Source organism: Pseudoalteromonas sp. c7(2019), assembly GCF_011378625.1.
In the GTDB taxonomy this organism is placed as follows: Bacteria; Pseudomonadota; Gammaproteobacteria; order Enterobacterales; family Alteromonadaceae; genus Pseudoalteromonas; species Pseudoalteromonas arctica.
On the sequence record NZ_WTKS01000002.1, the window covers coordinates 317,986 to 344,188 of the forward strand.

25 protein-coding genes and 15 tRNA genes are annotated in these 26,203 nt (G+C 39.8%); 10 read left to right on the top strand and 30 right to left on the bottom strand.

All coding sequences use genetic code 11. The annotated features are described in order from the left end of the window. From GQR38_RS03305 to GQR38_RS03315, 3 genes are all read left to right on the top strand, one after another. Positions 1 to 477, top strand: coding sequence for an FKBP-type peptidyl-prolyl cis-trans isomerase (locus tag GQR38_RS03305; RefSeq protein WP_165721441.1), 477 nt, complete (start codon positions 1 to 3; stop codon positions 475 to 477). Between the two features lie 25 nt (positions 478 to 502). Continuing rightward, the gene (locus tag GQR38_RS03310; RefSeq protein WP_002958531.1) at positions 503 to 757 is read left to right on the top strand and encodes a hypothetical protein; all 255 of its coding nucleotides are present in this window, start codon (positions 503 to 505) and stop codon (positions 755 to 757) included. Positions 758 to 903: 146 nt separating this feature from the next. Next, complete coding sequence (locus tag GQR38_RS03315) at positions 904 to 1,440, top strand: hypothetical protein (RefSeq protein ID WP_165721393.1); 537 nt, start codon at positions 904 to 906, stop codon at positions 1,438 to 1,440. Positions 1,441 to 1,461: 21 nt separating this feature from the next. Here GQR38_RS03315 and GQR38_RS03320 read toward each other — a convergent pair whose 3' ends face one another. Together GQR38_RS03320 and GQR38_RS03325 are read right to left on the bottom strand one after the other, a co-directional pair. Continuing rightward, complete coding sequence (locus GQR38_RS03320; protein ID WP_165721394.1) at positions 1,462 to 1,986, bottom strand: CIA30 family protein; 525 nt, start codon at positions 1,984 to 1,986, stop codon at positions 1,462 to 1,464. 82 nt (positions 1,987 to 2,068) lie between these two features. Beyond that, entirely contained in the window at positions 2,069 to 2,836 is a 768-nt protein-coding gene (locus GQR38_RS03325; RefSeq protein WP_165721395.1) for a hypothetical protein, read from the bottom strand. 180 nt (positions 2,837 to 3,016) lie between these two features. Here GQR38_RS03325 and GQR38_RS03330 point away from each other — a divergent pair, with 180 nt between their 5' ends. Beyond that, positions 3,017 to 4,105 (top strand): alkene reductase, encoded by a 1,089-nt coding sequence (locus tag GQR38_RS03330; protein ID WP_165721396.1) that lies wholly within the window; start codon positions 3,017 to 3,019, stop codon positions 4,103 to 4,105. A 65-nt stretch (positions 4,106 to 4,170) separates the two neighbouring features. Here the strand turns inward: GQR38_RS03330 and GQR38_RS03335 are convergent, their stop codons facing one another. Both GQR38_RS03335 and GQR38_RS03340 read right to left on the bottom strand, forming a co-directional pair. Beyond that, a complete protein-coding gene (locus tag GQR38_RS03335) occupies positions 4,171 to 4,719 on the bottom strand; it encodes a hypothetical protein (RefSeq protein ID WP_024591118.1) in 549 nt (182 codons plus the stop codon). 17 nt (positions 4,720 to 4,736) lie between these two features. Next, on the bottom strand, positions 4,737 to 5,312 hold the full coding sequence (locus tag GQR38_RS03340; RefSeq protein ID WP_165721397.1) for a hypothetical protein: 576 nt from the start codon (positions 5,310 to 5,312) through the stop codon (positions 4,737 to 4,739). Positions 5,313 to 5,535: 223 nt separating this feature from the next. On the opposite strand from GQR38_RS03340, the gene GQR38_RS03345 reads away from it, so the two are divergent. Then, a complete protein-coding gene (locus tag GQR38_RS03345) occupies positions 5,536 to 6,546 on the top strand; it encodes an RDD family protein (protein ID WP_165721398.1) in 1,011 nt (336 codons plus the stop codon). A 41-nt stretch (positions 6,547 to 6,587) separates the two neighbouring features. Continuing rightward, positions 6,588 to 7,853 (top strand): hypothetical protein, encoded by a 1,266-nt coding sequence (locus tag GQR38_RS03350; protein ID WP_165721399.1) that lies wholly within the window; start codon positions 6,588 to 6,590, stop codon positions 7,851 to 7,853. 54 nt (positions 7,854 to 7,907) lie between these two features. On the opposite strand, the gene lnt is transcribed toward GQR38_RS03350, so the two are convergent. Genes lnt through miaB form a run of 5 tightly spaced genes read right to left on the bottom strand, consistent with a single transcriptional unit; the run spans position 7,908 to position 13,366 of the window. Then, positions 7,908 to 9,458, bottom strand: coding sequence for an apolipoprotein N-acyltransferase (lnt, locus tag GQR38_RS03355; RefSeq protein ID WP_346774065.1), 1,551 nt, complete (start codon positions 9,456 to 9,458; stop codon positions 7,908 to 7,910). Continuing rightward, complete coding sequence (gene corC / locus GQR38_RS03360) at positions 9,439 to 10,323, bottom strand: CNNM family magnesium/cobalt transport protein CorC (RefSeq protein WP_007585597.1); 885 nt, start codon at positions 10,321 to 10,323, stop codon at positions 9,439 to 9,441. The genes lnt and corC overlap by 20 nt, the downstream gene beginning before the upstream one ends. A 22-nt stretch (positions 10,324 to 10,345) precedes the next feature. Beyond that, on the bottom strand, positions 10,346 to 10,804 hold the full coding sequence (ybeY, locus tag GQR38_RS03365) for an rRNA maturation RNase YbeY (RefSeq protein ID WP_002958542.1): 459 nt from the start codon (positions 10,802 to 10,804) through the stop codon (positions 10,346 to 10,348). 4 nt (positions 10,805 to 10,808) lie between these two features. After that, the gene (locus tag GQR38_RS03370; protein ID WP_007585598.1) at positions 10,809 to 11,867 is read right to left on the bottom strand and encodes a PhoH family protein; all 1,059 of its coding nucleotides are present in this window, start codon (positions 11,865 to 11,867) and stop codon (positions 10,809 to 10,811) included. A 50-nt stretch (positions 11,868 to 11,917) separates the two neighbouring features. Beyond that, on the bottom strand, positions 11,918 to 13,366 hold the full coding sequence (gene miaB / locus GQR38_RS03375; RefSeq protein WP_165721401.1) for a tRNA (N6-isopentenyl adenosine(37)-C2)-methylthiotransferase MiaB: 1,449 nt from the start codon (positions 13,364 to 13,366) through the stop codon (positions 11,918 to 11,920). Between the two features lie 169 nt (positions 13,367 to 13,535). Between miaB and GQR38_RS03380 the strand changes: the two genes are divergently transcribed. Beyond that, positions 13,536 to 14,792: an FAD-dependent monooxygenase gene (locus GQR38_RS03380; RefSeq protein ID WP_101216149.1), complete on the top strand. Its 1,257-nt coding sequence runs from the start codon at positions 13,536 to 13,538 to the stop codon at positions 14,790 to 14,792. Between the two features lie 154 nt (positions 14,793 to 14,946). Beyond that, positions 14,947 to 16,530, top strand: a complete 1,584-nt coding sequence (locus tag GQR38_RS03385) for a bifunctional diguanylate cyclase/phosphodiesterase (protein ID WP_007585601.1) — start codon at positions 14,947 to 14,949, stop codon at positions 16,528 to 16,530. A gap of 41 nt (positions 16,531 to 16,571) precedes the next feature. Here the strand turns inward: GQR38_RS03385 and GQR38_RS03390 are convergent. The 21 genes from GQR38_RS03390 to lolB form a co-directional block, all read right to left on the bottom strand. After that, positions 16,572 to 16,646: transfer RNA gene (locus tag GQR38_RS03390), tRNA-Gln, on the bottom strand. Between the two features lie 39 nt (positions 16,647 to 16,685). Beyond that, a tRNA-Leu gene (locus GQR38_RS03395) sits at positions 16,686 to 16,770 on the bottom strand. Positions 16,771 to 16,841: 71 nt separating this feature from the next. Beyond that, positions 16,842 to 16,916, bottom strand: a tRNA-Gln gene (locus tag GQR38_RS03400). Positions 16,917 to 16,954: 38 nt separating this feature from the next. After that, positions 16,955 to 17,039: transfer RNA gene (locus GQR38_RS03405), tRNA-Leu, on the bottom strand. 71 nt (positions 17,040 to 17,110) lie between these two features. Continuing rightward, positions 17,111 to 17,185, bottom strand: a tRNA-Gln gene (locus tag GQR38_RS03410). A gap of 38 nt (positions 17,186 to 17,223) precedes the next feature. Further along, a tRNA-Leu gene (locus GQR38_RS03415) sits at positions 17,224 to 17,308 on the bottom strand. Between the two features lie 90 nt (positions 17,309 to 17,398). Further along, positions 17,399 to 17,475: transfer RNA gene (locus tag GQR38_RS03420), tRNA-Met, on the bottom strand. A 5-nt stretch (positions 17,476 to 17,480) separates the two neighbouring features. Next, positions 17,481 to 17,555: transfer RNA gene (locus GQR38_RS03425), tRNA-Gln, on the bottom strand. Between the two features lie 38 nt (positions 17,556 to 17,593). Beyond that, positions 17,594 to 17,678 (bottom strand) — tRNA-Leu (locus GQR38_RS03430). Between the two features lie 71 nt (positions 17,679 to 17,749). Continuing rightward, positions 17,750 to 17,824 (bottom strand) — tRNA-Gln (locus GQR38_RS03435). A 38-nt stretch (positions 17,825 to 17,862) separates the two neighbouring features. Beyond that, a tRNA-Leu gene (locus GQR38_RS03440) sits at positions 17,863 to 17,947 on the bottom strand. A 90-nt stretch (positions 17,948 to 18,037) separates the two neighbouring features. Further along, positions 18,038 to 18,114: transfer RNA gene (locus GQR38_RS03445), tRNA-Met, on the bottom strand. A 5-nt stretch (positions 18,115 to 18,119) separates the two neighbouring features. Next, positions 18,120 to 18,194 (bottom strand) — tRNA-Gln (locus GQR38_RS03450). A 39-nt stretch (positions 18,195 to 18,233) separates the two neighbouring features. After that, positions 18,234 to 18,318 (bottom strand) — tRNA-Leu (locus tag GQR38_RS03455). A gap of 47 nt (positions 18,319 to 18,365) precedes the next feature. Continuing rightward, positions 18,366 to 18,442 (bottom strand) — tRNA-Met (locus GQR38_RS03460). 332 nt (positions 18,443 to 18,774) lie between these two features. Continuing rightward, positions 18,775 to 19,866, bottom strand: a complete 1,092-nt coding sequence (gene ychF / locus GQR38_RS03465; protein WP_007583951.1) for a redox-regulated ATPase YchF — start codon at positions 19,864 to 19,866, stop codon at positions 18,775 to 18,777. 53 nt (positions 19,867 to 19,919) lie between these two features. After that, entirely contained in the window at positions 19,920 to 20,504 is a 585-nt protein-coding gene (gene pth, locus GQR38_RS03470) for an aminoacyl-tRNA hydrolase (protein ID WP_007583954.1), read from the bottom strand. A gap of 19 nt (positions 20,505 to 20,523) precedes the next feature. Further along, positions 20,524 to 21,135 (bottom strand): 50S ribosomal protein L25/general stress protein Ctc, encoded by a 612-nt coding sequence (locus tag GQR38_RS03475; protein ID WP_007583956.1) that lies wholly within the window; start codon positions 21,133 to 21,135, stop codon positions 20,524 to 20,526. A 149-nt stretch (positions 21,136 to 21,284) separates the two neighbouring features. After that, positions 21,285 to 22,232, bottom strand: coding sequence for a ribose-phosphate pyrophosphokinase (locus tag GQR38_RS03480; RefSeq protein ID WP_007583957.1), 948 nt, complete (start codon positions 22,230 to 22,232; stop codon positions 21,285 to 21,287). Between the two features lie 88 nt (positions 22,233 to 22,320). Then, the gene (ispE, locus tag GQR38_RS03485; RefSeq protein WP_165721402.1) at positions 22,321 to 23,178 is read right to left on the bottom strand and encodes a 4-(cytidine 5'-diphospho)-2-C-methyl-D-erythritol kinase; all 858 of its coding nucleotides are present in this window, start codon (positions 23,176 to 23,178) and stop codon (positions 22,321 to 22,323) included. A gap of 2 nt (positions 23,179 to 23,180) precedes the next feature. Then, entirely contained in the window at positions 23,181 to 23,768 is a 588-nt protein-coding gene (gene lolB / locus GQR38_RS03490) for a lipoprotein insertase outer membrane protein LolB (protein WP_024593864.1), read from the bottom strand. A gap of 83 nt (positions 23,769 to 23,851) precedes the next feature. Here lolB and hemA point away from each other — a divergent pair, with 83 nt between their 5' ends. Both hemA and prfA read left to right on the top strand, forming a co-directional pair. Continuing rightward, entirely contained in the window at positions 23,852 to 25,108 is a 1,257-nt protein-coding gene (hemA, locus tag GQR38_RS03495; protein ID WP_010554718.1) for a glutamyl-tRNA reductase, read from the top strand. A 7-nt stretch (positions 25,109 to 25,115) separates the two neighbouring features. After that, the gene (gene prfA / locus GQR38_RS03500) at positions 25,116 to 26,201 is read left to right on the top strand and encodes a peptide chain release factor 1 (protein WP_024593863.1); all 1,086 of its coding nucleotides are present in this window, start codon (positions 25,116 to 25,118) and stop codon (positions 26,199 to 26,201) included. Positions 26,202 to 26,203: the final 2 nt, after the last annotated feature.

Below are 26,203 nucleotides of genomic sequence, written 5' to 3' on the forward strand. Positions count from 1 at the left end.
ATGATTAATATAATTTTGGCGGTAGTTATCGCCATTTTTTGTTTTTTAATATTTCAAAATAGTAAAAAAGCAAAACAACAAGCAGGCATAAATGCACAAATAGGTGCAGACTATTTAGCCGCTAACGCAAAGGTAGAAGGTGTAGTAGAAACGACTTCTGGCTTGCAGTATAAAGTAATCCATAAAAGCGAAAACGAAAACACACCAACCCCAAAAAGTATGGTTAACGTGCATTACCACGGCACACTAATCGACGGCACTGTGTTTGACAGTTCAGTAGAGCGTAAAACACCTATTAGCTTTGGTTTGCACCAAGTTATTAAAGGTTGGACTGAGGGCTTACAACTTATGAGCCCCGGCGATAAATACACGCTATATGTACCGCACCAATTAGCGTACGGCGAAAAACGGGTAGGGGGTATTCCTCCTGCCTCAGTACTTATTTTTGAAGTAGAGTTACTGGCAATTGAGTCTTAGTGATTAAATAACAAGGAAGTAAATTATGAATAAAGACGAATTACTTAAAATAGCCAAAGGTGATATTAACTTTACCTTTCAATCTATTATTTATGCATTAGCGCTATGCTTACTAGTTGCAGCTGTTTTTTTACTAGAGATGAGCGTTAACCTACAAATGGGTTTAATAGTTTGTATTATTGGTGTGTTTGGAATGACTATTTATAATAATTTAAATACTCGCCTAAATGCGGCGCTTGCACTTATTGCGCTCTCACAAGATAACCAAAGCACTAAGTAAGCAACGAGTTAGTTTAATAAATTGGTATAAGCCCTACTTTAATAAAGTGGGGCTTTTTGCTTTTAGCTAACATTAAAATTTACTCAAGGATTTTAATACGAGGTCGATACCTATAAAAGAGACAAAGCTATTTTAGGGATAAAATAATGAAGATTTCACTGACTCCCATCCCATACCAAGTACACAGCTCAAATACTCAAACTTTAGCGCAATCAGATAAACTACCTGTTGAAAAAGCGAGTGAAGAAAAGAGCGAGGAAGAAAATGAGGAAGAGCCAAAATATGTGTTATCAAAGTTTCTAGATACCAAAGCGCAAGAATATAGTGAAGATAACGCAACGTTTGGCAATCAATATAAAAACCTAGAAAAAGTATACAAGCACTTCACTGGGCGAGTTATTGCGCTGCAAGAGCAAATTAATAAACTTAAACAAAGCCCCGTACAACGTAGTTTAACTATAAACACTTCTGCAAGTGAGCTAAATAAAAGTGATGCGAGTTTAACTTTAGATGTAGAGCACTTAGGCTCTAAAAAATATAAAAACACGCAACAGCAAGATCAAATAGATATGTTAGAGCTGCAATTAGGGGAGTTAAAGTCAGAGCAAGCAGCAATAAAACAACAAATGGTTGAGCTGGTTATTAGTGAAATGAAGAGGCGGGGCGACGACTATACTATTTAGCGCCACCAACATGCTGGTGGGTTAGCTTTTAAACTCAATTTTACCCACTTCAAGTTTAAACTTACCTTCTTGCTTGCCTGCAATCATAAAGCCTAGCTGTTTTATGTCATCAAAATCAATAATCGGTTGTTGCTCAAGCACGCGGCCGCGATACGTTAAAGTAAAATCACTCGGAGCAAAGTTTATATCTACCCATTCATTTTTTACTGTTTTAAATGAGTGGGTGTACGCTGCGCCATCAAGGTAATTGGTAGTTCTGAGCCTAAGCTGATAGGTTTTTCCATCGCCTTTAACGCGCAGTGCTATAGCTTTAGTATTTTGGCTTTGTGTATTTAGCTCTGTACGTATTGATGCAAAACCGCCGTTATTATCAAGCGAAACATTGCCTGTAAAAAGCAAATTTTCTTGAGTTTGAGTGAATTGGCTATTAGATACACCGCCCATTACTGAGTCATTAACAACGTACCAGCGCTGATTTGCATTCGCTTGTGTACTTACAACTAATAAATTAAATACAAAAAGTGATGATAGTTGCTTTGTTGTCATACGTGTTTCCTAATTGGCATTAAGTAAGTGGAGTACTTATAACTAATACGCTTTAATAATGTATTTGTTCACTAATTTAAAACTAATTATTTTTACGAGCCCACTTATCCATTATTTTATTAAATAATATTTCATCATCAGTTTGCTCGCCAGGGCAGGTCTGCGCGCTACCTTGAGGCATGCCATTACTACCAAATACGGTTGAAGTATCAATTAAATAGCATTTACCGTTAAATTTTTCTAATCGTCGTGTGCCTATTGTATTTTGGCTAATAACTTCTGATTTTTGTGATTTAACCGGTGATTTAATTGTGGGGGTGGCAGCTATTGCATCATCAGTACTATCTGAGTTATCAGCTTCGCCAAACGTGACCATTTTTTTATGCGTTAAGTTATTTATAGGTGCGCCATAAATAGGCGCATACGGGTTAAGTTTTTTAAACGTTTGCGTGTTGGTATTAATGGTGTGGGCAGGGGGTTGAGGTTTATTTGTAATAGTGGACTTTGTTACTGTTGTTGTTTTTGGTTTTTCGTCACGTTGTTTGGGTGCTTTAGTAACTTGTGTTTGAGTTGTAGGTGTTTTATTAGTGCTTATAGATTCAGGTACTTTTTTTACCTCCAACTTTGCAGGCTCAGCAATCGGTGCGTTAGTGGTGGTGTTAACGGTGCTTAACTTAGGTTGGGTTGATAAGTTAACCATTACATAAGCGTTTATTACGGTGTCTTTTTTTGTTTGAGGTTCTTCAACCTTTATTTTTTGCGAAAGTAATTTATGTGAAAGTAATAAGTACAGCAACACGCCATGTATACATAACGAGATAACCCACGGCCACGCATTCCCTTTATTCACATCAAACCCTCAACTTAATAGTGCTGTTAAGAGTCAATAAAATACATTTAGTTCACCTAAAGTTAATGTGTTTTACTTTGTAGCTTTATTGCAGATACAACAAAACTATTTTGCAGCTTTTGTTGTTTTTGCATGTGCTTGGTTACGTTATTATGAGCGCAATCAAACTTAGGAGGCATTATGACATTACTTTTTGAACCAATAGAACTTGCAGGTAAAACATTAAAAAACCGTATTGTTATGCCCCCAATGACTCGCTCGCGTTCAACACAGCCTGGCGATATAGCTAACGACTTAATGGCAACATATTACGCACAGCGCGCAAGTGCTGGGCTAATTGTAAGCGAAGGCACACAAATTAGTGAACTTGGTAAAGGTTACGCTTGGACTCCGGGTATTTATTCAAATGAGCAAGTTGTAGGTTGGAGTAAAGTAACCAACGCAGTACATAGCGCTGGTGGCGTGATGTTTGCTCAGCTTTGGCATGTTGGCCGTGTAACTCATAGTGACAACACAGGTGGCGTGCAGCCTATTTCAGCCTCGGCCATTGCTGCAAAAGACGTAAAAGTATTTGTAGATACAAACGGCGCACCGGGGTTTGTAGACACCCAACTCCCACGCGAAATGAGCAAACAAGATATTACGCATGTAATAGGCGAATTTCGCCAAGCTGCTAAAAATGCAGTTAATGCAGGATTTGATGGCATAGAGCTTCATGCTGCTAATGGTTACCTTATTAACCAATTTTTAGACTCAGAATCAAATGCTCGCACCGATGAATATGGTGGCAGCGTGCAAAATCGTATACGCTTTTTAATTGAAGTGGTAAATGCTGTTAGCGACGAAATTGGTAGCAGCAAAGTAGGCGTAAGACTAGCCCCGTTAACAACTCTTAATGGCACTGTAGACGAAAACCCTGAGGAAACTTATTTAGCGGTTTCTGAGGCATTAAATAAGGCCAGCGTAGGTTACATGCATATAGCCGAAGCCGATTGGGATGACGCACCTTTAATGAGTGTTGAGTTTAAACACGCTATTCGCAAAGCCTACAGCGGTGTATTAATTTACGCAGGCAAGTACACCAAAGAGCGCGCAGACAACGCACTTAGCGAAGGCTGGGCCGACATGATTGGCTTTGGTCGCCCGTTTGTATCAAACCCAGACTTACCAGCACGCTTAAAGCAAGGCAAGCCTCTTAACAGCCACAACCCCGACACTTTGTTTGGTGGTGCAGAGCAAGGCTATACCGATTATCCAGTTACAAATTAAATTTATATATAAATAAGGAGCTTTAGCATACAGCTCCTTATTTGTTTTAATTACACTGAGAGTACTTACTTAATTGCAGTAATAAACTCTTCGTCAGAATACAAGTTCTTAAGTAATTTTTGAACAAGCTCTACATAGCTTCGTTGACCATTTGGGATTGCAATTGCGCCAATAAATGAAGAGTCGAAATCATGTTCAGCTGAAATTACTTTTTCAAATAAAATTGCATCATCCTCTGAAACAACAAAATTTACTTTTATAAATGAATTCCCCTCTGAGAACCCTGTTACATCAATATCTTGGTCAATAACCTTGCCAGTCACTTGCTTTTTAGCAACACCAGACCAAAGTTTAGCCAGTTTTAATTCTTGTATTAAAGCGCTCTCAATATATTCACCATAGCTGTTGCCTACAGATGAAACAAGAGGAGAGCCTCGAAGTGATATCTTATTTAATTTTTTTTCAGATTCAATTTTTCCGACTGAGACTGGTGTATTAGACTCTTCTTTTAGTTTAGAAACGTTACTGATATCTGCACTATAAGGTGGAACTTGAATGGTACATGCACTTAAAAATAAAGCCGCGATTAAACCTAGTGAACTTTTATACTTCATTTTATTTCTGTCCTTATTTATAAATTTGATTGATCAAGTTCTACAACTAGTTTGTTAAATGCTTCTTCTGTTGCACGTTTTGCAGATAAAGAAAAATCATTTTTAAACTCATCAAATTCAGCTTTGCCAAAACCTTTAACTTCACTATTCCATGCTATATCGCCATTGTTATTTAAAGTTTTACAGTTTAGTGTGAAAGTAAATTCTGTAGGAGGCCATGTGAATAAGCTATCTGAGCTAGATTGCGTTGTTATTGTCGGTATGAATACATACTCAATTTTTTTATCTTTTAAAAATGTACTGTCAGTTAATGATTCAAGCTTATAAACGTTTTCAAATTTATTAGAAAGCACAGTATACAACGCTGCTTCTGTGTCTTTATAAGGTTTATAACTAACATTATCGCCACCACCGCCAGGTGTTTTTACTTGTTTTTTTATATCATCTTCAGAAATATAATAACCTACAACCGATCCTGATTTATTTTCTGTAACCTGAAGTTTTTCAGTGTCTGGATTTAAACTTATTTGGTGGGCACAGCCACTCAAAATAAGGACCGAAAACAAGAAAAACACGTTAGTTAATAACTTCAAAATATACTCCATATATTTAATTTTTAGTGTAAAAGCAGTTTCAGCATCAATATATGTTCAATAGTTACTTTTGTAAATTATGTTAACTTTATATTTGTAAACGGTTGTAACTTTTAGTGTTTGTGGGGTCGGTTTTCTTAAAAATAAAGCAGAGTTAATCTTGAGCAAAAAATAAAAAACGCGTAAGTTAACCGGGTTACCTATTTTAATAACAAGAAAATAAATGAAAGCCAAAGAGATAGAACAATTAGAATTATCAAACTCTGAAACCCGAGAAGTTGTTACCCCCTACGCCTTTAAAATTGACAGTGCTTTACTGGGCTTACCTTTAGCTACGCCAATTCGGCGTGCATTAGCTATTATAATTGATGTTGCACTGATATTTTTAGCGGCCAAGCTTAGCGCGGCTTTAATAGCATTTGTTGCTGCAATGGCTTTTTATAAAGGTACGGCACAGCAATACCTTCCAAAAATGTCGAATGTGTGGCGAAGAATCTTAAAAATAACGGCAGCAAGTATTTTATTTGTAAGCGCACTTACTGTGCTTTCAATTGGCATTGATTACCTAGAAGACGAAAACGCTGATCAAGCTTTAGCTGTTCAGGGCGTAAAAATACAAGATGAAATTCAGCTTACTCCCACAGAAAAACAACAGGTAAATACTTATTTAGCGCAAACAGCTGATGAAAGCTGTGAGCAACCTTGCCAACAAAACGCGCTTGATAATTTAATAGGGCAAGTACCTAAATTAGCAGAAATGGACGACCTACAAAACCCACAACTTGCTACCGTACTTTTACAACTTTTAGTACTCAGTGAAAATAACGAAATAAAGCCTGCGCAGTTAATAGAAGAAAAACCTGCACAAACAACCACAAATAGTATTTTGCAGTGGAGCAAAGGCATTATTCAAGACTTGGGCTTAGGTTTTGGTTGGGCTGCTGTTTACTTTACGTTGTTCTCGCTGCTTTGGCGCGGCCAAACACCGGGTAAAAAGGTTTGTAATATTCGTGTGGTTGCCTTAAGCGGCGAGCCATTAGGTTTATTAGACTGTTTTGGTCGCTACGGCGGCTACGGTGCAGGCTTTGCCACCGGGTTATTGGGGTTTTTACAGATATATTGGGATCCAAACAGACAAGCTATTCAAGATAAAATATCAGCGACGGTGGTTATTAAAGGTAACTTGAATCAAGTTGTAAATGTGGAAACGGTAGAAGAAGCAGTGAAGGACTAACTCCAATTAACATAATTTAATTAAACTATAGGTATATCTATTTGGAAGTCTTACTTGAAGGATTAAATAATGAAAATGAAAGTAATCATTTTTTGAGATCTTTATGGGCAAGTATTAGAGATCACTTTGGTAAGTGTGCTTGGCATTACTCTCCGTATAAAAAGCTAGGTTCTAAACAAATAATTTTAGGACGTATGAACTATAAAGCTAAAGGTTCTTTCGAGGTTTCGGTCAGGTATAAACAAAAAGGAAATTTAGTCGCGGTCATGTTCTCTGATTATATCGAAAGTGATGAAATTATAAGCGACCTAAAAGTTATTAGAGAGCTAGTTAAAAATAGTTTAGATTATAAAAAACTGATTTCTAAATTCAGATTTAGTACTTCTCTTGAAGTTATTAGGGGTTCTATTGCCGCATACTCAGGTAAAAGTTTTGTTTTAAAACCAACAGGTAATAGCTCAATTAAATTGATAGTTGATATTAATGGTTATGATACTAAAGATGCAGAAGCTAAAGCAGCAGAAAAAATTAAAACGATTATTGAAATTTTAACTGTTAGTACAAACTGTTTGATTATTCGAGATACTCAAAGTGACAATGATTCATCGTTTTCAAGTATTGAAATTAATAAATACTCTAGAGATATAAGTTGGATTGATGCTAAACCAATAGCTGATGGCTTAGTTCAAATCTCAGAAAAAACCTGTTTCCTTATTGATTACATACTGAGTAATGATATTTACTCTTATGAAATTCAATTACTCTTGAATTCTTATGCTCATTTTTCATCAGGCAGATCTTTAGATTCATTTACCTTAGATACATATTCCCCAACTCCGAGAATAGGGGAGGCAAGTGATGAGGGGAATACTGACTTTCAGAGCGATTTAAGATTCTCTAATGCAGCTAAACTTCATCCATCATCAAGTGAAGATGCAATGATACTTTATATGTCTTCATTAGAAGTTGCGTCGTTGATTGGAGCTTCGAAGAGTAAAAAGTGTGATAGTTGTGGTCAACAAGTACATTCAATCTCAGATAGAGTGAGAAGTTATGTGGGAAAAGATAGCAATAATGACCCATTAGTTAAAATAATTAATTCATATTACGGTTTAAGATCAAGATACCTTCACCAAGGAACTAGGTTTGTCGATAATTCATATTCAGGCAGTGCGGTACCACTATTAGATAGCAATACAATGAGTAACGCTAGAGAGTACTACCAAGTTAGTCTGCTAAATTTAAGGGAATGGTGTAGCTACTTACTAAGGTTATCTTTAGAAGAAATGGCTTTAGAAGCTAATTAAACACTTTAAAAATGTAGAGCTAAATATGTAGGCCCTACATCTTAAATAGCGAGCTTAACTTCTAAACCTAACCCCAAAACCACCAACACCCATCAAAAGCACAAATCCCCACACAAACATATTTCCATATTGGCTGTACACGCTGTCGCCTCTTATAAGCTTAATGTTGGCTTTTAATATGGTAGCTTCAAACTGAGGCATAGTTTGTTGTGTGTGGCTTATAGGGTCGTATACGGCGCTTACCCCATTGTTGGTAACTCGTACTAGAGGGCGTTGTAGTTCGAGCGCGCGCATACGGGCTATTTGCATATGTTGCAAAGGCCCAATAGAGTCGCCAAACCAGGCATCGTTACTTACCGTAAATAGTAGGTCGGAATCACTTTTGTAATTTCCGCGTACTAAGTCGGCAAATACTATTTCGTAGCAAATAGCGGGGAGTAAGTTATAGCCATTGGCGCGTAAGTTGTTTTGCACTTTGTCGCCACGCGTAAACGACGACATAGGTAAATCGAATAACGGAGCAATAGGGCGCAAAAAATCTTGAAACGGTACAAATTCGCCAATAGGTAACAGCTGGTGTTTTTGATAGCGGTTTTTATCAAGGTAATGATAATGCCCGTGCTCGTCGCCGCGTTCTTTATTACCAACCACAATAAGTGTATTGAATATATTTTTGGTGTCTCGCTGGTAGTCAACAATACCGGTTACAAGGGCGGTTTTATTAAACGAGGCGGCACTGTCTAAATTGGCTAGGTAGGAATCGGCAAGCATTTCTATTTCAGGCACTGCGGCTTCGGGCCATACTATTAAGTCGGCATCCCAATGTGGGCGTGTCAGGTCTTGGTATTTGCTCATTGTGGTCCAAAACTCACTGGGCTCAAAGCGCAGGTGTTGCTGTATGTTGCCTTGTACGAGCAATACTGACATGTTTTTATCTGTGTAATGAATATTGCCTGTGGTGTTTGCACCTGTAAAAATAAGCGCAACAGCTGTAGCCGTAACCGCCGAGGTTTTAAAATCTTTTTGGGTAAGTCTATACAGTGCAAAGCCAATAGCGACACAGGTAAGGGTTAAGCCAAACTCGCCAATATAAGGGGCAAGCAGCCTTAAAGGTCCGTCGGTTTGTGTGTAGCCAAAACTTAACCACGGGAAACCGGTAAGTACGGTGCCACGTAAATACTCACTAACTGCAAAGCAGGCAATTAGTAATGCGCCAAAGCTTTTAGGACCAGTGGCAAAGCGTGTAGTTGCCCAAAAGGCAAGTGCGGGAAATAACGCTAAGTAGGCGCACAAAAATGCCATTAACGAGAGTGACGCTATAAGCGGCATACCGCCAAAGGTGGCAATTGAAACATGTACCCAGCTTATACCAGCACCAAACCAGCCTAGGCCAAATATAAAGCCATATTTAGCAGCGGTTTTTGCGTGTGCTTTACCGGTATTATTGGGGTTAACGCAAAAAATTATGGCACCAAGGCTAATAAATACGATGGGCCAAATTTCAAAGGGGGCATAGCCAAAAGTTAAAACAAGGCCCGCAACGAGTGCGAGCCATGCTTTTTTATCTTTTGCTAATAGGGTAAGTCTAGTTAGCAGTTTCTTCACTGTCGTTATCATCAGCCTTAGGAACGGTGACTTGCAGTTGCAAAATACGACGATTATCGGCGTTGGTTACTTTAAATTGGTAACCTTCTATGTCAATCGTTTCACCACGGCTTGGCATATGGCCAAATGCGTGCAGTACAGTTCCGCCAATAGTATCGGCTTCGTCTGTGCTGTAGCCTGTTTTAAAATGCTCGTTAAAGTCATCTACAGGTGTGAGTGCTTGCACTACGTGAACATGTTTAGCAAGTCGACGAATATCTTGATGTTCTTCTTCTTCGTCGTGCTCATCTTCGATTTCGCCAACAATTATTTCAAGAATATCTTCAATCGTTACCAAGCCCGATACGCCGCCGTATTCGTCAATAACAACAGCCATATGGTAGCGCTGCTGACGGAATTCGTTTAGCAATGTATCAACACGTTTGCTCTCAGGTACTACCATTGCTGGGCGTAAATAATCGCGTATTGATGGTAAATGCTCGTCTTTATTTAAGATCAGTGGCAATAAATCTTTAGCGAGTAAAAAACCTTCTACATGGTCTTTGTCTTCAATCACCACAGGAAAACGTGAGTGAGTTGAGTCAACCATCATTGGAATTAGCTCTTCAAGCGGGCTGTCGATCTCAAGAGTGATCATTTGTGAGCGCGGAACCATTATGTCTCGCACTTTAAGCTCAGACACGCCAAGCACACCTTCTATCATCTCTTTTGTTTCAGGATCGATTACGTCTCGTTCTTGCGCATCGGCAATAACTTCGACCAGCTCTTCTCTATTCTGGGGTTCCCCTTGCAACATTTGGGCTATTCTGCCCAACCACGTTTTGCCAGAAGAACCCTGGCTAGATTGCGAGTTACCGTCGCTCATTGCGTCTAATTGCTCCGTTAATTTAAATATCGTCCCGGTATGGGTCTGCTATGTTTAGCTCTGCAAGTAATTGCTTTTCGATGCTTTCCATCTCTAAAGCATCGTCACTCTTTATATGGTCAAATCCAAGCAAATGCAAGCATCCGTGAATAACCATGTGAGCAAAGTGGTCATGAAATGACTTCTCTTGCTCAATTGCTTCAGCTAATACAATGGCTGGGCAAATAATTAAATCACCAACCAAGGGAATATCTATTCCTGGTGGTGCTTCAAATTCGAACGACAGTACGTTGGTCGGTTTATTTTTACCGCGATAGTCGTTATTAAGTTGTTGCGATTGCGCTTCGTCGCTAATAACGATACTGAGTTCTGACTCGTCACGGTATTGGCTAAGGGCTTTGTCAGCCCACAGTGCAAATTGCTCTTCGCTTGGGAGGTTGTCAAACTCACAGGCTATTTGTAAATCAAGTTCGGTTGTCAAAGTATTACTCTTTAGTAGTAGGCTGTTGAAGAGCAGCGAGTGCGTCTTTTGCATTTTGCTTTTCAATGCGCTTTAGTCGCTCGCTTTCGTCGTTTCGCTCGTAGGCTTCAACTATGCGTGCTACAACAGGGTGGCGTACTACGTCTTGGGCTTTAAAGTAGTTAAAGCTAATTTCGTTTACGCCATCAAGTACTTCCATTGCATGGCGAAGGCCTGAGCGTGTTCCACGAGGTAAATCGACCTGTGTTATATCGCCTGTAATAACCGCTTTTGAGTTAAACCCTATACGGGTTAAAAACATTTTCATTTGCTCAGCGGTGGTATTTTGGCTTTCATCTAAAATAATAAAGGCATCGTTTAAAGTGCGTCCGCGCATGTAAGCAAGCGGAGCGACTTCAATGATATTTTTTTCGATGAGTTTTTCTACTTTTTCAAAACCTAGCATTTCAAAAAGAGCGTCGTAAAGAGGGCGCAGGTACGGGTCTATTTTTTGACTTAAATCGCCTGGTAAAAAGCCAAGCTTTTCGCCCGCTTCTACAGCAGGGCGCGTTAATAATATGCGGCGTATTTCTTGGCGCTCAAGGGCGTCAACGGCGGCAGCAACTGCAAGGTAGGTTTTACCAGTACCAGCAGGGCCAATACCAAAGGTAATGTCGTGGTTTAAAATATTAGCCACATAAACACCTTGGTTATCGTTACGTGGTTTAATCACACCACGGCGCGTTTTAATCACCATTTCTTTGCCGTAAGCGCTGCTTGATGCGTCTTGCTCTAGGGCTTTTGATTCGGTAATAGCTAAATGAACGGCTTCGGGTTCTATTTCGCCTAAAACACCACGAACTGGCTGAGTATCAACATAAAGGTTTTTTAAGATTTCTACAGCGCCGGCGCAGTTGTGTAGTTTACCGGTTACTTTAAAAAAGTTGTCACGGTGAATTATTTCAACAGCCAGGTGGCGTTCAATTTGTTTGATGTTTTCGTCAAACGGGCCACATAAAGAAGAAAGGCGTTTGTTATCGGCAGGTTCTAAATAAATCTCTAATGTTTTTAACTGATTACTCAAAATTGCTTCCTATAGTACTGCGCCAGCGTTAACTGGCGCTAATAGTGTGACTAAGGAACGAAAGTAGCTACGCCAATTTCGTTAACAGTGTCTGGTTTTGGCTCTGCAGCTGCAGCTTTAGTTAAAATAGCTGAAGGAGCGATTTCACGTCGTAAGTTCATTTCTGATTCTGTACGAATTAAGTCACCACGTAAAGAGTTAGGTAGTGCTTCGGTAATACGTACGTCAACAAACTGTCCGATCACTGTGTGCGGGCCAACAAAATTTACTACACGGTTATTTTCGGTACGGCCACGTAATTCCATTGGGTTCTTTTTAGAAGGACCTTCAACAAGTATACGTTGCTCTGTATCGAACATTTGACGGCTAATTTGCTGCGCCATTTGTGTAATACGGTTTTGTAGTAAGTATAAGCGTTCTTTTTTCTCTTGCTCTGTTACGTCATCTGGTAAATCTGCCGCTGGCGTACCTGGGCGTGCACTGTAAATAAAGCTAAAGCTCATATCAAAACCAATGTCGCTAATAAGCTTCATGGTTGCTTCAAAGTCTTTTTTACTTTCGCCTGGGAAACCAATAATGAAATCTGACGACATGCTTAAGTTAGGACGAATTTTGCGTAACTTACGAATTGTCGATTTGTATTCAATTGCCGTATGGCCACGTTTCATTAGGTTTAATATACGGTCTGAACCACTTTGTACTGGTAGGTGTAAGTGATCTACAAGCTCTGGTACATCAGCGTAAACGTCAATGATGTCTGGCGTAAATTCTACCGGGTGCGATGTGGTGTAACGAATACGGTCAATACCATCAATAGCGGCAATAAGACGAATTAAATCTGAGAAATAACATATTTCGCCATCGTGTGTGTCGCCGCGGTATGCGTTTACGTTTTGGCCTAGTAGGTTTACTTCACGTACGTTTTGCTCAGCAAGTTGTGCAATTTCAAGTAGTACGTCATCTACTGGGCGGCTAACTTCTTCGCCGCGAGTATACGGTACAACACAAAAAGTACAGTACTTAGAACAGCCTTCCATAATTGATACAAACGCAGATGGGCCATCCGCTTTTGGCTCTGGCAGGCGGTCAAACTTTTCAATCTCTGGGAATGAAATATCAACAACCGATGAGCCTTTGTTGCCTTGCACTTGTTTAATCATTTCTGGTAAACGGTGCAATGTTTGCGGGCCAAAAATAACATCTACAAATGGTGCGCGTTGGCGAATAGAGTCACCTTCTTGTGAGGCAACACAACCACCTACACCAATTATTAAGTCTGGCTTGTCGTCTTTTAACAACTTCCAACGACCTAACTGGTGAAATACTTTTTCTTGTGCTTTTTCACGAATTGAACAGGTGTTAAGTAAGATTACGTCGGCATCTGTTGCATCATCAGTTAGCTGGTAGCCGTTGGTGGCATCTAAAAGTTCAGCCATTTTCTGAGAGTCGTATTCGTTCATCTGACAACCCCAGGTTTTAATATGCAGCTTTTTGCTCATTGAAATATTGCCTCGTGTTCAATTCGATAGTGGCACAAAAATGTGCTAGAAACAGGATTAAGGAGCAAGCATGCTCACTTAAAGGAGGCGTATTTTAGCTGGATACCCGCCCAGATCCAAGTATAGTTTTCATGTTTGTGATCTCAAATCAATACAGGGCGAGTTTAATGTGCTGTTAGGGATATCCTCTGGTATAAAACAAATTAATTTTGATACAATCAAAACAGACTCAAGTAATAATAAAATGATGAAAAACATGACCAAAAATAATGTGATAGTGGTGGGCGGGGGCATGGTTGGCGCGGCTATGGCGATAAAGCTGGCTCAGCAAGGCTTTGGCGTGCGCATAATTGAAAAACACCTAATAGACCCATCGCACATTCTTAGTAGCGATAAGGTGGATATTAGAGTGTCTGCTATTAATCGTTTTTCAGAAAATTTACTTGATGAATTAGGGGCAATGCCTCTTTTAAGGCAAAACCGCATAGCACCTTATCAACAATTAGAGGCTTTTGAGCGCGGTGGTGACAATTTATTATTTGATTGCGCCGACATAAACACGACACATTTAGGCCACTTGATTGAAAATAGTTTAATTCAAGCAAGTTTGTGGCAGCAATTTGGGCATTATAAGATTGAGGTTATTGAGCAGTCATTGCCGGTAACTAAAATAGAGCAAACGGATGATTTAATTACGCTTGTGTATGGTGATCAAACCTATACAGCTGATTTAGTAATTGCCGCCGATGGTGGGCAATCGCAGCTGCGTGCTAAAGCTAATATTGGTATTACGGGTTGGCAGTACCAACAGCATTGCATGGGGGTATTAATTAAACTCGATGCACCGCAACAAATTAAAACATGGCAACAGTTTACACCAAGTGGGCCGTTAGCATTTTTACCAATGCAGGCACCGTACGCTAATTTAATTTGGTACGACGATGCAAATACATTGCAAGCATTTAAAGGGCTAAGCCCAACTCAGTTAAAAACGCACATACTGAATAAATTCCCAGAACTTGCTGGAGACTTTGAAGTACAAACCCATGCAGTATTTCCGCTTACTCGCCAACACGCTAATAATTATTCGCAAGGGCGCTTGGTTTTAGTGGGCGACGCTGCACATACAATTAATCCCCTTGCTGGGCAGGGCGTTAATTTAGGTTTTCAGGACGTAGTGGCACTTGCTGAGGTTTTAAACGAAGCAGGAGATATAGGTTGCCCACTAAAACTTAAAGAATACGAGCGAGCTCGCCGCAGGGCTAATTTATTAATGATGAGCATGATGGACGCGTGTTACTTTGGGTTTTCTAATCAAATTACGCCACTTAAATGGGCACGCAGCCAGTTTTTAAAAATGGCTAATAATACGGGGCCAATAAAAAACTGGGTTTTAAAATACGCAATTAGTGGTGATTTAGGCTAAATTTAAAGTAGATATTAGAAAGGCTCATTTATGAGCCTTTTTTTATGTCTGTTTTTAAGTCAGCAAATAGTGACTCGGCTATATTGAACACGGTTTTAATTTAACTGGTGTTACATCACTAAATCGCAATTTAATAACTTTAAAGAGCCTGTGTGTGGATAATTTTTTTACAGTAATAATTATTTTAGGTGCGCTACTGCTTGTTGCTAGCTTAAAAACAACCGTTAAAGTTTGCAAAAAAACATCGCAAAGAGCATGGAGTGTACTGCTATGCGCTATTATTTTTTTTATTATAGGGTATTGGTGGATACTTTATTATTTTTCAAACCACGACATTGCACCCGTCGTTATGAATATGGTGGCTATGTTGTTACTTGGCGGTGGTGGGTTTGTTTTTTTAGTTATTAAACTGAGCTTAAAAAGTATTCTTAAAATAGAGCAAGCAACGCAGTATCAAAAATATCAAACTGAGCACGATAACTTAACAACTCTACCTAACCGCGATAAATTTTTTAAATCTTTAAGTAAACAAGTTGAATATCCTTCCCCATTTTCACTATTTTATATCGACTTAAATAACTTTAAACAAATTAATGATGCGTTTGGGCATCAGTGTGGTGACCAACTCTTGGCTGCATTTGCCAATAAACTAAATAAAGAATTATGCGGCATTGCTAAGTTATATCGAATAGGTGGCGATGAGTTTGCTTTTTTATTGCATACCGATACAGATGAAAGCATGAATTATTGTGTAAACATTATAAACTCAGCCGTCAAAAGTCCGTTTTGTACGAATGAGCAAATGGTTAAAATACAATTAAGTATAGGCGTAAGCCGTTTTCCTGATGATAGCCGATTGCCCGATCAGCTATTAAAAAAAGCTGACTTGGCACTGCATGAAGCTAAAAAAACATTTCAACCTTTGGTAAATTACTCATCTGCAATAGGTAAACGAGCTGAGGATTTTTTTGATTTATCAGCCAAAATTAAAGTGGCATTACATAAAGATGAGTTTGAGCTTTATTTACAACCCATAATGGACTCTAAAGATCTGCAATTACATGGCCTAGAAGCGCTTATCCGATGGCCGCAAGATGATGGTAGCTTTATTAGTCCAGAAAAGTTTATAACCGTAGCTGAGCGTACAGGGCTTATTTTTCCTTTATCGAAATGGGTTGTACAAGAAGCCGTTAATCATATTAGAAAGCTCAAGCTATTTGGTTTCACCGGTACTATACATGTCAACTTATCGACTAAAGATATTGAAAGCAGCGAGTTTTACGATTTTATAATTAGTTTACTCGCAACCGACCCTACATTAAGCGACTCGTTAATTTTTGAAATTACAGAAGGTGCAATGATGACAAATATACCGGCTGCTAGAAAAATGATGCAACAGTTGAGTATGCGCGGGTTTAAATTTAGTGTTGATGACTTTGGTACTGGCTTTTCGTCACTGTCATTATTAAGAGAGCTGCCAATCAATCAAATAAAAATTGATCAGTCGTTTGTCAAAGATATGCTTACTAACTCGCCTGATTACGCCATTGTAGAATCTACATTGTTTTTAGCGAGTCGATTAAATTGCGATGTAGTTGCTGAAGGAATAGAAACTAAAGAGGTAGAACAGGCGTTGTTGAGTCTTAACTGTGATTATTTACAAGGGTATTTATATAGCAAACCAATAAATATAGATGAATTTATAAATGTTTATTTAAGTGCAGAAAAAGTAAGTTGAATTTAATGAGTATTGAGAAGTTTTAGACAGGGGAGTCAAATTGGCTGGGATACCAGGATTTGAACCTGGGAATGCCAGGATCAAAACCTGGTGCCTTACCGCTTGGCGATATCCCAACTATAAATTTGAATTAGTTTTAGTTCTTAATAAGAACATGGTGCGGAAGGAGAGACTTGAACTCTCACAACCTAAGTTACTGGAACCTAAATCCAGCGCGTCTACCAATTCCGCCACTCCCGCATCACTAAGTTGCTAATTTAAACTCTAAGCTAGAGCAATTCTTTTATCCAACTTTCCTTGGTAGAAGAAGTTGGCTGGGATACCAGGATTTGAACCTGGGAATGCCAGGATCAAAACCTGGTGCCTTACCGCTTGGCGATATCCCAACAAAGAATTAATGATAATTTTATTTCTTATCAAGAAATGGTGCGGAAAGAGAGACTTGAACTCTCACAACCGAAGTTACTGGAACCTAAATCCAGCGCGTCTACCAATTCCGCCACTCCCGCATCACTAAGTTGCTAATTTAAACTCTAAGCTAGAGCAATTCTTTTATCCAACTTTCCTTGGTAGAAGAAGTTGGCTGGGATACCAGGATTTGAACCTGGGAATGCCAGGATCAAAACCTGGTGCCTTACCGCTTGGCGATATCCCAACAAAGAATTCTTTATAATTTTAGTTCTTATAAGAACATGGTGCGGAAAGAGAGACTTGAACTCTCACAACCGAAGTTACTGGAACCTAAATCCAGCGCGTCTACCAATTCCGCCACTCCCGCATCGTTTGTACAATAAAGTACAGGTAGTTATTTTAAACTCTTCATTGAGCTGCAATTTAACTCTTGCAAAGCCATTTCTAAAAGAAGAAATGGTGGCTAAGACGGGATTTGAACCTGTGACCCCATCATTATGAGTGATGTGCTCTAACCAGCTGAGCTACTTAGCCATTGTTGGCTGGGATACCAGGATTTGAACCTGGGAATGCCAGGATCAAAACCTGGTGCCTTACCGCTTGGCGATATCCCAACAATGAATTAATGATAATTTTATTTCTTATCAAGACATGGTGCGGAAAGAGAGACTTGAACTCTCACAACCGAAGTTACTGGAACCTAAATCCAGCGCGTCTACCAATTCCGCCACTCCCGCATCACTAAGTTGCTAATTTAAACTCTAAGCTAGAGCAATTCTTTTATCCAACTTTCCTTGGTAGAAGAAGTTGGCTGGGATACCAGGATTTGAACCTGGGAATGCCAGGATCAAAACCTGGTGCCTTACCGCTTGGCGATATCCCAACAAAGAATTAATGATAATTTTATTTCTTATCAAGAAATGGTGCGGAAAGAGAGACTTGAACTCTCACAACCGAAGTTACTGGAACCTAAATCCAGCGCGTCTACCAATTCCGCCACTCCCGCATCGTTTGTACAATAAAGTACAGGTAGTTATTTTAAACTCTTCATTGAGCTGCAATTTAACTCTTGCAAAGCCATTTCTAAAAGAAGAAATGGTGGCTAAGACGGGATTTGAACCTGTGACCCCATCATTATGAGTGATGTGCTCTAACCAGCTGAGCTACTTAGCCATTGTTGGCTGGGATACCAGGATTTGAACCTGGGAATGCCAGGATCAAAACCTGGTGCCTTACCGCTTGGCGATATCCCAACAATAACAATTGATAGTTTTAATTCTTATCAAGAATTATGGTGCGGAAGGAGAGACTTGAACTCTCACATCCTAAGATACTGGAACCTAAATCCAGCGCGTCTACCAATTCCGCCACTCCCGCACACAAGGTAGTTATTTTAAACTCTTCATTGAGCAACAAAAAAATAATGGTGGCTAAGACGGGATTTGAACCTGTGACCCCATCATTATGAGTGATGTGCTCTAACCAGCTGAGCTACTTAGCCATCTTTTTTTGTTAGCACTTCATCGCTGAGTGCGGGGCGTATTATGCTGATATGACCCAAATTCGTCAACACCTTTTTTGCAAAAAAGCACTTAACTGTGTTTGTTTGCAGGAAAATTAAGCTAACAGGCTAAAATTTAATAAAAATGCTGTTTTTTTAGCTGCCTTTAAGGCGCGGAATCTTAATTAACCCTGTACTTCTTTAATTAAGCGATATTACAAAGATAGACTAGTTGAGGCTAATTATTATTTTTATAATGCTTAAATACAAAAAAGGCTCGTAAAAACGAGCCTTTAAAAATTATTACCAAGTGAAATTGGTTTAATTTGTACTTATACGTTGAACAAGAAGTTCATTACATCGCCATCTTTAACAATGTACTCTTTACCTTCTTGACGCATCTTACCTGCTTCTTTTGCGCCACTCTCACCTTTAAAGGCAACAAAGTCGTCAAAAGCAATAGTTTGCGCACGGATAAAGCCACGCTCGAAGTCGGTATGGATTTTACCCGCTGCTTGTGGTGCTGTTGCACCTACAGGGATTGTCCATGCGCGTACTTCTTTTACGCCAGCTGTGAAATAAGTTTGTAATTGTAGTAATTCATAACCACCGCGAATAACAAGGTTAAGACCTGGCTCTTCTAGACCAAGATCAGCCATAAACTCTAGCTTGTCTTCGTCATCTAGTTCTGAAAGCTCAGACTCGATAGCGGCACATACAGGAACAACAATCGCATCTTCAGCTGCGGCAATAGCGCGTACGCGGTCAAGGTATGGGTTATTTTCAAAACCATCTTCAGCAACGTTTGCAATATACATTGTTGGTTTAATCGTTAAGAAGTTAATAGAGCTGATTGCTGCTTTTTCTTCTTTAGTTAGTGCTAGACCACGTAAAGTTAAGCCTTCGTCAAGATGCACTTTTACTTTTTCAAGTACAGCATTTTGCTCTTTAGCGTCTTTATCGCCACCTTTTGCTTTTTTTGAATTACGGAAAAGGGCTTTTTCGGCGCTATCCATATCAGCAAGTACTAACTCAGTGTTGATTACGTCAATATCGTCAGCAGGGTCAATAGTGCCTGCTACGTGGATGATGTTTTCATCTTCAAAACAGCGAACTACGTGGCCAATTGCATCGGTTTCACGAATGTTAGCTAAAAACTGGTTACCAAGGCCTTCACCTTTAGATGCGCCTTTTACTAAGCCAGCAATGTCTACAAATTCCATACTGGTGGTAAGAACTCGTTGAGGATTAACAATTTTAGCAAGTTCGTCTAGACGAGGATCTGGCACAGGTACCACACCTGTATTAGGCTCAATGGTACAAAAAGGAAAGTTAGCGGCTTCAATACCCGCTTTAGTTAGTGCATTGAAAAGCGTTGATTTACCAACGTTAGGCAAGCCAACGATGCCACATTTAAAACCCATAGTAAGATACCTTGTTTAGAATTCGTTTAAACGGTGTACTTGGACCCAAGTTACTAGGGTTTAAACGAATGTAGTCTGTTTTGTGCTTTTAACACACCATCTTTTGCAAGTATTTCCATGCAACGAACTGCTTCATCAACAGCAGCATCCATTTTTTCTTGGTCTGCTTTGGCCGCTTTTCCAAGCACCCAACCAGTAACCATTTCACGATGCCCCGGATGACCTACACCAATGCGCAAGCGCATAAAGTCTTTTTGATTTGCCATTTTTGCAATAATGTCTTTTAAACCATTATGACCGCCATGCCCGCCGCCTTTTTTTAACTTGGCAACGCCTGGGTCTAAATCCAATTCGTCATGGGCAACTAAAATGTCCTCGACAGGAATTTTGAAAAAATTAGCTAAACTACCGACCGCTTTACCACTTAAATTCATGTAAGTAGTGGGGATCAATAATTTGAATTCTTGGCCTTGAATGATCACTTTGCCTGTAAGGCCGTGATATTTAGGATCGTATTTTAGGGTGCAGTTGTAGCGTGCAGCGATTTGCTCGATGAACCAAGCACCTGCATTGTGGCGTGTGTTTGCGTATTCGGGGCCTGGATTAGCCAGGCCCACAAGCATTTGAATAGAATTCAAGGTTGCGAGACCTTAAAAATTATTCTGCTGCTGCAGCGTCGTCTTCAACTGGAGCTGCTTTGTTTGCTTTGATAGTCAGGATAGACTGATCATAGCCTTCGCCTTTACCTAAATCTACAGAGCTAACGCCTTTAGGGAAAGTAAGGTCAGAAATATGAACAGAATCGCCAACAACAAACTTAGAAACATCTACTTCAATGAATTCTGGAAGTGCTTTTGGAAGACACGTAATTTCAACTTCAGTTAACTGGTGAACAACAGTTGCGCCAGCTTTAGTTACAATATCTTCACCGATGAAGTGAAGAGGAACTTTAGTTTGAAATTTATGAGTAGCATCTACACGTTGGAAATCAAGGTGAGTAAGCTTAGGCTTGAATGGGTGGCGTTGGATATCTTTTAAGATTACTTCAACAGCTTCGCCATCTACGTTAAGCGTAAGGATATGCGTGTAAAAACCTTCGTCTTCTTGTGCTTTGATCATATCTTTATGAGCAAAAGTAAGAGATAAAGCTTCTTTGTCAGCTCCGTAAAGGATTGCAGGAACTTTGTCTTCGCGACGTAGGCGGCGGCTCGCACCAGTACCAGTTTCTACGCGAAGTTCAGCGTTATATGTATAAGTTTTGTTAGACATGATGTCTCCAGTTATTAAAATGTGTAGGGCCTTTGCGACCAAGGTCCCTAGCCAAAAGGCGCGCTATCATACCACCACGCCCAGACAAAATAAACATCGCTTACAAAAAAAGCGCCAAAAGGCGCTTTTATACTCAGGAATGTTTAATTTTAGTGTTCAAACATCGCTGAGATAGATTCTTCGTTACTAATACGACGAATAGTCTCTGCTAACATGTCAGCAAGCGTAAGTACCTTAATTTTATCAAGGGCTTTAAGCTCGTCAGATAGCGGAATTGAGTCAGTTACAATTACTTCGTCAATCATCGAGTCACGTAAGTTTTCTGCTGCTTTACCTGAAAGAATAGGGTGCGTTGCGTATGCAAATACGCGTTTAGCGCCATGTTCTTTAAGTGCTTCTGCGGCTTTACATAACGTACCACCGGTATCAATCATATCATCTACGATAATACAATCACGACCTTCAACGTCACCAATAATGTGCATTACTTGAGAAACGTTTGCTTGAGGGCGGCGTTTGTCAATGATTGCTAAATCGGTATCGTTTAGTAGTTTTGCAATTGCACGTGCGCGTACAACACCACCAATATCTGGAGATACAACAACGACGTCTTCAAAGTCGCGTTCTTTCATATCTTCAAGTAATACAGGGCTGCCAAATACGTTGTCTACTGGTACATCAAAGAAGCCTTGGATTTGTTCAGCGTGTAAATCAACCGTAAGAACACGGTCAACACCCACACTTGATAAGAAATCGGCAACAACTTTAGCGGTAATTGGAACACGGGCAGAACGTACACGACGGTCTTGGCGCGCATAACCAAAATAAGGAATGACGGCAGTAATACGACCTGCAGATGCACGACGTAGAGCATCAACCATAACGATAAGTTCCATTAGGTTATCGTTTGTAGGGGCACAGGTTGATTGCAAGATAAAAACGTCCGAGCCACGAACATTTTCATTTATTTGAACACTGATCTCACCGTCGCTAAAACGGCCAACAACAGCATCGCCTAATTCAATATATAAACGTTTTGCAACTTTTTGAGCTAACTCAGGTGTTGCGTTACCAGCGAAGAGCTTCATGTCAGGCACGGTAGGGTTCCTCAGGCACTGAATATTTGGACTAACGAGCAGTGATAAATATCACTGCGAGTTAACTTATGATTACTTGTACGTTACTTCATTGATCGAATATGGCGGTTAACTCCGTATGAGCAGGTGAGACATTTGCGCTTGAAGCCACAAAACCCTGCCAAGTATGGGGGAGATTTTCAAGTACATCTTGTGCTTGAACTTGACTAGCAAATTCGACAAAACAACATGAACCTGTTCCGGTCATCTTCGACGGTGCGTATTTTAGCAACCACTGGAGGGTTTTTTCAACCTCGGGGCAAAGCTTTTTAACTAAAGGCTCACAATCGTTGGTTAAAGTATGGTGTTTCCAATCGCCTATTATTTTTGGTGTGTCGCGTTTTAAATCTGGATGTGTAAATATTTTTGCGGTACTTACATGTTGATTTGGGTGTACAACGCAGTACCATTTTTGTTCAAGTTTTACCTGGTGTAATTTCTCACCAATACCATGCGCTATGGCGCTTTGCCCTTGTATGAACACCGGGACATCAGCCCCTAATTTAAGTCCTAATTGGGCTAGAATTTCTAAATTTAGTTCTAATTTCCATAATTTATTTAGGGCTAATAAAGTACTTGCAGCGTCGGATGAACCACCTCCAACACCTCCGCCCATCGGTAAGCGTTTAATTAAATTTATTTTTACACCCAAAGAGGTTTTACAGTGTGTTTGTAATAATAAAGCCGCTTTATAGATGAGATTATCATTTAGGGGTATGTCTTTAGTATCACCACCGACAGAAATACCACCGTCTGTTGTTAGCTCAAAATGCAACTCATCACCAAAATTTAAAAAAGTAAATAAGGTTTCTAGTTCATGATAGCCATCTTCTTGGCGAGCATTAATATGTAAAAATAAATTGAGTTTTGCCGGAGCAATAAGTGAAAAAGAGGTTTTGTTATTCATACTTATTTAAACTGCCAATCGTAGAGTTGAATTTTTATTTTTATTTGTTGATGCTTTAACGTCAGTTTAGTTGGTAGCCAGTAACCTGCGTTTTGTACGTAAGTGCCGTAATCTATTTGCCATTTTTTGCCTGCATTATCAAACCATAATACTTGCTTTGCACGGCCTAGTTCATCAACGACTAAACTTTGATCGTCAATGGTGCCCTTAAGCCAATTATCGGCATTATCAACAGGGAGTGTAAAACCCGTTAAACGCTTTAAAAGCTCTGCAGCATTAGTATCAAAGTACTCATCACCGTCAAACTCTAATTCAGCACCATTTGCTGTTTGTTTAAGCGACAAAATACGAGTACCAATAAAAGTAGTCAGTATTAAATTATTGGAATTTGTTGTTTGCTGCCAATTTAAGTTTGCAGATTGACGCTCTTCTGGGCTTATAAACGCGAGTTTACCCTCGACCTGCCAAGTTTTTTGAGCAGCTAAACGTGGCTTCCAATCATCATAAAGTGTTGTTTTTGTATCAATTTGATGGGCACAGCCACCTAATAATAAAAAAAACATGAATAAAATCAAATATTGTCGAATCAAATGTTGTTCCTTACTTTCCATATTCCGCTGATTTTTGGTAAAATTACCGCCTTTGAAGTAGGGCTCAGCAATATTTGGCAAATATGACCATAATAGCACTAGGTATAAATCACAAAACCGCATCCGTAGAATTACGTGAAAAAGTGGCTTTTTCGCCTGAGCAAATTTCAGAGGCGTTGCAACAATTAAGTGGCCATGCCGACTTTAATGAAGCGGTTATTGTGTCTACCTGTAATCGAACCGAGATCTATTGTAGCCTCGCTCAGCAAAATTCCCAAACACTGTTAACGTGGCTTGCCAGTTTCCATGGTTTGGATGAACATGAACTGAGCAGCAATATATACTGCCATGAAGGTAATGACGCCATTAACCACTTAATGCGCGTAGCGTGTGGGTTGGATTCTCTTGTGTTAGGCGAGCCGCAAATTTTAGGGCAAATAAAGCAATCGTTTTTTAGTGCTAAAACCCACGATGCAATAGGGGTTACTTTTGATAGGTTGTTTCAAAAAACCTTTTCGGTAGCAAAACAAGTTCGCACTGAAACAAATATAGGCGCAAGTGCCGTGTCGGTTGCATTTGCGGCTGTTAATTTAGCAAAACATATTTATGGCAAGCTTGATCAAACCAATGTGTTATTGATTGGTGCTGGTGAAACCATTGAACTGGTTGCTAAACATTTATATCAAAATGAGCCTAAAAAAATAACGGTAGCTAATAGAACAATTGAACGTGCTCGCAGCCTTGCTGATGAAGTGTCGGCAGATGTTATCGCACTTGCACAGTTACCAGAACGTTTACATGAAGCCGATATAGTCATTAGTTCTACCGCCAGTACTTTACCTATTATTGGTAAAGGGGTGGTTGAGCAAGCGCTTAAGCAGCGCCGTCACAAGCCTATGCTATTTATAGATATTGCGGTTCCGCGCGATATAGAAAGCCAAGTAGGTGAGCTAGATGCTGCCTATTTATATTCCGTTGATGACTTACAAACCATTGTAAGCGAGAATATGGCAGCGCGTGAGCAAGCTGCACAGCAAGCGCAAATAATTATTACTGAACGCACCAAAGAATTTGCAATGTGGATGCGCTCACTCGATTCGGTAGATTTAATCCGCCATTATCGAAATGATGTACAAACAATTAAGTCAGAACTTGTAGAGCGTGCTGTTAGTCAGCTAAATACAGGTAAAGATGCAGAAAAAATTATATTAGAGCTCGCCAATAAATTAACCAATCGCTTAATGCACGCGCCTACCCGTGCAATACAAGACGCAGCGAAAAAAGGTGAAGTGGCGCAGCTAAACCAGTTGAAAAAAATGTTAGGTATTGATCAGGAATAACCGTTAAATGAAAGAGTCTGTTTATAATAAATTAGAAACCTTAGTAGAGCGTTACGAAGAAGTACAAGCGCTACTAAGCGACCCGTCGGTCATTAGTGATCAAAATCGTTTTCGTGGGCTTTCAAAAGAATACTCTGAGCTTGAAGAGATTGTAAAAACGTTTTTAACTTACAAAGAAACGCAAGATGATTTAGCCAGTGCAGAAGAAATGCTTAAAGATTCTGACCCTGAAATGCGTGAAATGGCGCAAGAAGAATATAAAGAAGCTAAAGCACAAATTTTGGCAATTGAAGATCAAATTCAAGTATTAATGTTGCCAAAAGATCCGCGAGATAATAACAACGTGTTTGTTGAAGTACGCGCTGGAACGGGCGGTGATGAAGCGGCTATTTTTGCTGGCGACTTATTCCGTATGTACAGCCGCTATGCAGAAACTAAAAAATGGAAAGTAGAAGTTGTGAGCACCAATGAAGGTGAGCACGGTGGTTACAAAGAAGTTATTGCAAATATTAGTGGCGAAGGCGTTTACGGTCAATTAAAGTTTGAATCAGGTGTACACCGCGTACAACGTGTGCCAGAAACTGAGTCACAAGGGCGAGTTCATACCTCTGCGTGTACTGTTGCGGTAATGGCGGAAGTACCAGAGGCCGAAGCGATACAAATTAATACCGCAGATTTAAAAGTTGATACATTTCGTGCATCAGGCGCAGGTGGTCAGCACGTTAATAAAACAGATTCTGCTATTCGACTTACACATATACCTACCGGTGTTGTTGTTGAGTGTCAGGATCAGCGTTCACAGCATAAAAACCGTGCTAAAGCGATGTCGGTACTTGCAGCACGTTTGCAACAGGCTGAAGATGAAAAACGCCATGCGGCAGAAGCATCTGAACGTCGTGACTTAGTAGGTAGTGGCGATCGTTCTGAACGTATCCGTACTTATAACTACCCACAAGGTCGTATTACCGATCACCGTATTAACTTAACACTTTATCGTTTGAATGAAGTGGTAGCGGGTGATTTAAGCTGCGTTATTGACCCATTAATGCAAGAACATCAAGCTGACTTATTAGCGGCTATGGGCGACGAGTAATC

Bases quoted from the DNA above. Each gene is read 5' to 3' on its own strand.
- GQR38_RS03305 (WP_165721441.1), top strand. From the start codon at position 1: ATGATTAATATAATTTTGGCGGTAGTTATCGCCATTTTTTGTTTTTTA.
- GQR38_RS03310 (WP_002958531.1), top strand. From the start codon at position 503: ATGAATAAAGACGAATTACTTAAAATAGCCAAAGGTGATATTAACTTT.
- GQR38_RS03315 (WP_165721393.1), top strand. From the start codon at position 904: ATGAAGATTTCACTGACTCCCATCCCATACCAAGTACACAGCTCAAAT.
- GQR38_RS03320 (WP_165721394.1), bottom strand. From the start codon at position 1,986: ATGACAACAAAGCAACTATCATCACTTTTTGTATTTAATTTATTAGTT.
- GQR38_RS03330 (WP_165721396.1), top strand. From the start codon at position 3,017: ATGACATTACTTTTTGAACCAATAGAACTTGCAGGTAAAACATTAAAA.
- GQR38_RS03335 (WP_024591118.1), bottom strand. From the start codon at position 4,719: ATGAAGTATAAAAGTTCACTAGGTTTAATCGCGGCTTTATTTTTAAGT.
- GQR38_RS03345 (WP_165721398.1), top strand. From the start codon at position 5,536: ATGAAAGCCAAAGAGATAGAACAATTAGAATTATCAAACTCTGAAACC.
- corC (WP_007585597.1), bottom strand. From the start codon at position 10,323: ATGAGCGACGGTAACTCGCAATCTAGCCAGGGTTCTTCTGGCAAAACG.
- miaB (WP_165721401.1), bottom strand. From the start codon at position 13,366: ATGAGCAAAAAGCTGCATATTAAAACCTGGGGTTGTCAGATGAACGAA.
- ychF (WP_007583951.1), bottom strand. From the start codon at position 19,866: ATGGGTTTTAAATGTGGCATCGTTGGCTTGCCTAACGTTGGTAAATCA.
- GQR38_RS03475 (WP_007583956.1), bottom strand. From the start codon at position 21,135: ATGTCTAACAAAACTTATACATATAACGCTGAACTTCGCGTAGAAACT.
- ispE (WP_165721402.1), bottom strand. From the start codon at position 23,178: ATGAATAACAAAACCTCTTTTTCACTTATTGCTCCGGCAAAACTCAAT.
- hemA (WP_010554718.1), top strand. From the start codon at position 23,852: ATGACCATAATAGCACTAGGTATAAATCACAAAACCGCATCCGTAGAA.
- prfA (WP_024593863.1), top strand. From the start codon at position 25,116: ATGAAAGAGTCTGTTTATAATAAATTAGAAACCTTAGTAGAGCGTTAC.